This window comes from Neoroseomonas rubea (assembly GCF_016106015.1).
GTDB classification, from domain to species: domain Bacteria; phylum Pseudomonadota; class Alphaproteobacteria; order Acetobacterales; family Acetobacteraceae; genus Neoroseomonas; species Neoroseomonas rubea.
The window spans coordinates 1-6,444 of the sequence record NZ_JACADQ010000242.1; the positions used below are offsets into that span (position 1 = coordinate 1).

Sequence of the window (6,444 nt, forward strand, 5' to 3'; positions counted from 1 at the left end):
GCGGCGGCGGGCATCCCGGTTTCAGGTGTGACTGGATTCAGGCGTGTGCTCTTCCGTTCGCCGCGACGCCCGCCGCGACGCGCAGCCCGAGCAGCGCCGGGAAGGCCGCGACTGCGACGATGGCGAGGTTGAGCGCGGCGAGCACGAGAAGGGCGAGGACCATCACGCCCCGCCTTTCGCGCCGCGCGAGCAGGGCCGCGACCGGCGGCGCGGCCAGCGCGAAGGCCAGCGCATAGACCGTGGCGAGCTGCCCCGCCGTCGCGACCGGCACGGCGAGGTCCGCCGCCATCTCCGCCAGCAGCCCCGCAAAGACGAAGGATTGCGTCGCGGTGGCGAAGGAGGCGGCCGCGAGGACCGGGATGCGCGGAGCGGCCATGCCCTGAGTATGGCCCGCTATTCCGCCGGCGCCAGCGCCGCACCCGCCACCGGCACCGCCCGCGCCCGCCGCCAGGGCAGGGCAAGCGCATACAGGGCGGGCACCACCAGCAGCGTCGCGAAGGTCGCGAGCGACAGCCCGCCGATCATCGCGATCGCCATCGGCCCCCAGAACACCGACAGCGTCAGCGGCACGAAGGCGAGCACGGCGGCGAGCGCGGTCAGCAGCACCGGGCGCGCGCGGCGGACCGTGCTCTCGATGATGGCCGCGCGCAGCGCCACCCCGGCCTCGAGGTCCTGCCGCACCTGGTCGACCAGGATCTGCGTGTTGCGCATCACCATCCCCGCCAGCGCGATGACGCCGAGCAGGGCGACGAAGCCGAAGGGCGCATCCATCGCCAGCAGCGCGAAGGCCGCCCCCGGGATGCCGAGCGGGGCGGTGACGAAGACCAGCGCGGTGCGGCCGAAATGGCGCAGCTGCGCCATCAGCAGCAGCAGCATCGCCGCGACCATCAGCGGGAACATCGCGAACAGCGCCGCATTCGCCTTGCCCGATTCCTCGGCCGCGCCGCCGGCCTCGATGCGCAGGCCGACCGGCAGGCGCTCGATTACGGGTGCGAGCCGCGCGGCGACCGCGGCGCTGACATCGGGCGCCTGGAGGCCGGGGGCGATGTCGGCGCGCACGGTCAGATAGGCTTCGCGGTTGCGGCGGAACAGGATCGGCTCCTCCGCCTCCGGCACCAGCCGCGCCACCTGGGAAAGCGGCACCGGCCCCGCCGGCGTGCCGAGCGAGAGGTCGGCGAGCGTGTCCATGGTCAGGCGCTCGGCGGCCGGGGCGCGCAGCACCACGTCCACCAGGCGGTTGCCTTCGCGGTGCTGCGTCGCCGTCACGCCGGTCAGCAGCAATTGCAGGGAGGAGGCGACCTGTTGCGGCGACAGGCCGAGTTCCGCCACGCGCGCACGGTCCAGTTCGAGCCGCAGCGACGGGGCGCGTTCGCCCCAGGCGAGGGAGACGTCGCGCGTGCCGGGGGTGGCGCGCATCACCGCCATCACCTCCTCCGCCGCCGCGCGCAGCGCCGCCGGGTCGTCCCCATGCACGCGGAACTGCACCGGGTGGCCGACCGGCGGGCCGAAATCGAGGCGGGAGACGCGCACCCGCGCCTCCGGCACCAGGCCCTGCTCCACCAGCCCGATGAGCCGCGCGCGCAGCCGCTCGCGGGCGGGGACGTCGCGCGCCTGGACCACCAGCTTCGCGAAGGCCTCGTTCGGCAGGTCGGGGTTCAGCGCGAGGAAGAAGCGCGGACTGCCCTGGCCGAGATAGGTGGTGACGAGCCGCGCATCCGCGTCGCCCTCCAGCGCCTGCTCGATCCGCCGCGCGGCGGCGAGCGTCGCACCTTGCCCCGCCCCCTGGCGCAGCGTGACGTCCACCAGCAGTTCGAGCCGCGCGGAGGTCGGGAAGAATTGCTGGCGCACCGCGCCCATCGCCGAGAAGCCCGCGACCAGCACGACCAGCGTCGTGCCGATGACGATGAGGCGATGGTCCACGCACCAGCCCACGACGCGTCGGAAGGCGCGATAGCCCGGCCCGTCATAGCCATGCCCGTGCCCACCCCGCTTCGGCGCGGGCAGCAGCTTCACCCCGAGCCAGGGCGTGAACAGCACCGCGACGAACCAGGATGCGATCAGCGCGAAGCCCACCACCCAGAAGATGCCGCCCGCATATTCCCCCGCGGTGGATCGCGCGAAGCCCACCGGCAGGAAGCCCGCGACGGTGACCAGCGTGCCCGACAGCATCGGCCCCGCCGTCGAGGTCCAGGCGAAGGTCGCCGCCCTGGCGCGCGTCCAGCCTTCCTCGAGCTTCACCACCATCGCCTCGATGGCGATGATCGCGTCGTCCACCAGCAGGCCGAGGGAGAGGATCAGCGCGCCGAGCGTCACGCGTTCCAGCTCCATCCCCGTCGCCAGCATGACGATGAAGACGATGGCGAGCGTCAGCGGCACGGAGAGTGCGACGATCACCCCCGCCCGCAGCCCGAGCGAGAGGAAGGAGACGAGCATCACGACGCCCAGCGCCGCGGCGAATTTCAGCAGGAATTCCGAGACGCTGTCCTGCACCACGCCGGCCTGGTCGACGATCTGCGTCACCGCGATGCCGGTCGGGATGACGCGGCGCTCGGCCTCCATCGCACGGGCGAGATCGGCGCCGAGCGTGACCACGTTCACCCCCGGCTGCTTGCCGATGGCGAGCAGCACCGCATCCTGCCCGCCCTGGCGGATGCCGGTCGAAGGCGGGTCGGCGAAGCCGCGTGTCACCTCCGCGATGTCGCCCAGGCGCAGCGAGCGACCCTGGGCTGCGACCGGAACGTCGCGGATGGCGGCCAGCCCGTCGAAGCCGCTGCCGAGGCGCAGATGCAGCCGCGTGGCCTCGCCCTCCACCACGCCGGCGGGGGCGACCGGGTTATGCCGCGCCAGCGCGTCGAGGATCGCCTGCGGCTGCAGGCCGAGCGAGGCAAGGCGCGCATGCGCGACCTCGACATGGATGCGCTGCGGCTGCTCGCCGAAGATGCGCACCTTGTCCACGCCGGGCACGCGCAGCAGGCGGGCGCGGATGCGGTCCGCCTGGCGGATCAGTTCCGCATTGTCCGCGCCGGCCACGGCGTAGATCGCCGACCAGACGTCGGAATACTCGTCGTCGAAGAAGGGGCCCTGCACGCCGCCGGGCAGGGTGTGGCGCATGTCCCCGACCTTCTTGCGCACCTGGTACCACAGGCCCTGCACCTGGGCGGGCGGCGTCGTGTCGCGCAGCACCACGGTCATCACCGCCTGGCCGGGGCGGGTGAAGGTTTCCACCCGGTCGAGCCAGGGCAGGTCCTGAAGGCGGCTTTCGATCGGGTCGGCGACGTGGCGCTGCATCTCCTCGGCCGTGGCACCCGGCCATTGCGCGGTGACGACCATGACCTTGATGGTGAAGCCGGGGTCCTCGGCGCGGCCGAGGCGCAGATAGGCCATCGCCCCCGCCGCGCCGAGCATCAGGATCAGGAAGAGCGTCAGCGCCCCGTTGCGCACGCCCCAGTCGGAGAGGTTGAAGCCCATGGCGGCGGCCCCTCAGCGCAGGGTCGCGAGCGCGCGCGTCTGCACGACGCGCACCGGCGTGCCGGCATCGAGCAGCTGCGGGCCGAGGGCGACCACCTTGTCCCCTTCCGCCAGCGCGCCGCGCAGCGCGACCTGTGTCACGCCGAGGGAGGCGACCTCCACCGGCACGGCAATCAGCCGCGCGCCCTCCACCTTCCACACCATCGGCCCCTGGCCGCGGTCGTGCAGGGCCGAGGCCGGCAGCAGCGCGACCGGGGCGGACTCCGCGCGCAGGCGGATGGTCCCCGTCATGCCGAGCGCGGCCCAGTCGGGCGCCTCCGGCAGCGTGAAGCGCGCGGCATAGGTGCGCAGCATCGGGTCGGCCTGGGGGGCGACTTCGCGCAGCCGCGCGGCGATGGGCCGGTCGGGCCGCGCCCAGAGCACGGCCTCGGCGGTCGCGGCGAGCAGGCCGGGCAGCGCGCCTTCGGGCACCTGCACCATCACCTCGCGCTCGGCCGGGTCGGCCATGCGCAGCACGGCCTGGCCGTCCGCCACCACCTGGCCCGATTCGGCGAGCAGCGCCGTGATGACGCCATCGGTCGGGGCGCGGAGGATGGTGTGCTCCAGCCGGTTGCGCGCGAGCGCCAGCGACGCCCGGGCCGAGGCCGTGCGTTCCTCCGCGCTGCGCGCGGTGGCCTGGCGCTGGTCGTCGAAGGCGGCGGCGACATGCCCGGCGGCGAGCAGGCGGCGGGACCGGTCGGCGTCCGCCAGCGCACGGCGCATCTCGGCTTCCGCCGCGGCGAGGTCGGCTTCGGCGGCGCGCATGGCGAGCGCGATGTCGGCGGGGTCGAGCCTGGCCAGTTCCTGCCCCGCGACCACCGTGGCGCCGACATCGACGAGCCGGACGGCGATGCGCCCGCCTGCGCGGAAGGCGATGTCGGCTTCCCGCCGTGCCTTCACCACGCCGGCGAAGGCGCGGGGCTGTTCGGCGGGGGCGAAGCGGATTTCCGCCACCTGGACGGGCCGCGGTGGTTCCGGCGCCGCGGCCTGGGGCCCGCCGTCGCGGCAGGCGGGAAGAAGGGCGAGGGCGGCAAGGGCGGACAGGGCGGCGCGCATGGCGGGTCTCCTGGGATGTCCCAGGGAATCGCATACGAACTGACGAAAGTCAATATTCGTCAGTGATCAGGAGTCAGGCCTCAGCCCCCGGATCAGCAGGTCGAGCATCCCGTCCAACTCGCCCGCCATCTGCGCTTCCTCGACCTGCCGCTTGTCCATCGCATCCGCGATCAGCACCGGATGTGTCCAGCACAGCGTCGCCTGCTTGAGCATCCGCGCGCCCTCCGCCGGGTCGATCGGGGCGAATTCGCCCCGCCGGGCGCCGTCGGCGATCACGCGGCCCATCGCGGCCTCGATCCGAGCGATGAAGCCGGAGATCACGCCCCAATGCTCGCTCATCGCCGCGGAGACCATGTCGTGCATCCGCTTCTGGGAGAAGAACAGCGCCAGGTGCCGCGCGTGCAGCGCGCGCAGCATGGCGCGCAGCCGGTCAGGGGCCGCGCCCGGCCCGTCGGCGATCGCCTCCAGGTCGCTTGCCACGCCTTCCAGCAGCCGCGCCGTGATCGCCTCGTTGATCGCGCTTTTCGACGGGAAGAAGAGGTAGACGTTCGCAGGCGACATGCCGAGTTCGCGCGCGATGTCGGCGACCGCGGTCTTCTGGTAGCCGATGGCGCGGAACAGCCCTTCCGCCACCTCCAGGATCCTCTGGCGGGTGGCGGCAGCACGATCTTCCTGGGATGCCAGTGCGGGGGAAGCCATGGGCTGAGGGAATCCGTCACGCGTCAGCATGTGATGTAGGCGCCCGGGGGGATCGCTGCCAGCACCGTTGTTGCCCTTGATCCCGCGCTGCACCATGTATGCCGCCCGATCAGCGCGAGGACACCACCGTGGCAGGCGTGCCGGATATCAGCCCCGAGGAGACCTGGGCCGCGCTGCGCGACGACCCGCAGGCGGCCCTCGTCGACGTGCGCACCGATGCGGAATGGAACTTCGTCGGCATTCCGGACCTGGCGAGCCTCGGCAAGCAGCCGGTGCTCATTCCCTGGCAGCTCTACCCGACGATGCAGATGAACTCCCATTTCGCGGACCATCTGCACAAGGCGGGGCTGACGCCGCTGCACCGCATCTACTTCATCTGCCGGTCCGGCGCGCGTTCGCTCGCCGCGGGCCAGGCGGCGCAGGCGGCGGGCTTCCCGCATGCCTTCAACGTGGCGGACGGCTTCGAAGGCCCGGTGGATGCGGAAGGCCATCGCGGCAAGGTCGCCGGCTGGAAGGCGGACGGGCTGCCCTGGCGGCAACGCTGACGTCGCGGCATCCTCCCCGCCTCGTCAATTCAGGGGAGAACGCCATGACGCCGCTGCCGCTCAAGACCGAGTTCCTGTTCCGCGTGGTGCTGTCCGTCGGCGCACCGCAATCCGTGGGCGCGACGCGCAACGGCGAACTGCGCATCGTGCCCGTCACCGGCGGCACGGCCGAGGGGCCGCGCTTCAAGGGTGAGGTGCTGCCCGGCACCGCCGCCGACTGGCTGCGCGTCGATGCCGACGGCACGGCGCATATGGATGTGCGCCTGACGCTGAAGGCCGAGAGCGGGGGCATCGTCTACATGCACTACACGGGCATCCGCACGGGCTCGCCGGAGGTGCTCGCGCGGCTCAACTCGGGCCAGGCGGTCGATCCGTCCGAGTACTACTTCCGCACCGCCGTGCGGTTCGAGACGGGGGCGGCGGAGCTGGCCTGGATGAACAAGATCATCGCCGTGGGCGTGGGGCAGCGGCCGCCGAGCGGGCCGACCTATGATGTGTATGCGATTGCCTGAGAAAGGTGGGGGGAGGGGAACCTCCCCCGAGCCCCCCTCCCTTCTTTGAATTCAAAGAAGGTTGAGGGGGGTGCGGGGGGAGAAGTTCCCTTCTCCCCCCGCTTCTACCGCCGCCCCGCCAGCTG

The 6,444-nt window shown here is 72.6% G+C and carries 6 protein-coding genes; 2 read left to right on the top strand and 4 right to left on the bottom strand.

From position 1 onward, the window contains the following. Nucleotides 1-37 precede the first annotated feature (37 nt). The 4 genes from HW577_RS18270 to HW577_RS18285 form a co-directional block, all read right to left on the bottom strand. A complete protein-coding gene (locus tag HW577_RS18270; protein WP_198377576.1) occupies nucleotides 38-376 on the bottom strand; it encodes an MFS transporter in 339 nt (112 codons plus the stop codon). Between the two features lie 17 nt (nucleotides 377-393). Next, nucleotides 394-3,468 (bottom strand): efflux RND transporter permease subunit, encoded by a 3,075-nt coding sequence (locus tag HW577_RS18275; RefSeq protein ID WP_198377577.1) that lies wholly within the window; start codon nucleotides 3,466-3,468, stop codon nucleotides 394-396. A gap of 12 nt (nucleotides 3,469-3,480) precedes the next feature. After that, nucleotides 3,481-4,563, bottom strand: coding sequence for an efflux RND transporter periplasmic adaptor subunit (locus HW577_RS18280; RefSeq protein WP_198377578.1), 1,083 nt, complete (start codon nucleotides 4,561-4,563; stop codon nucleotides 3,481-3,483). A 66-nt stretch (nucleotides 4,564-4,629) separates the two neighbouring features. Further along, entirely contained in the window at nucleotides 4,630-5,262 is a 633-nt protein-coding gene (locus HW577_RS18285; protein ID WP_198377579.1) for a TetR/AcrR family transcriptional regulator, read from the bottom strand. Nucleotides 5,263-5,390: 128 nt separating this feature from the next. Here HW577_RS18285 and HW577_RS18290 point away from each other — a divergent pair, with 128 nt between their 5' ends. Both HW577_RS18290 and HW577_RS18295 read left to right on the top strand, forming a co-directional pair. Beyond that, nucleotides 5,391-5,807, top strand: coding sequence for a rhodanese-like domain-containing protein (locus HW577_RS18290; protein WP_408639539.1), 417 nt, complete (start codon nucleotides 5,391-5,393; stop codon nucleotides 5,805-5,807). 44 nt (nucleotides 5,808-5,851) lie between these two features. Then, nucleotides 5,852-6,319 carry a DUF3237 domain-containing protein gene (locus HW577_RS18295; protein WP_198377581.1) on the top strand — a complete coding sequence of 156 codons (468 nt, stop codon included), beginning with the start codon at nucleotides 5,852-5,854 and terminating at the stop codon, nucleotides 6,317-6,319. The last annotated feature ends 125 nt before the right edge of the window (nucleotides 6,320-6,444 follow it).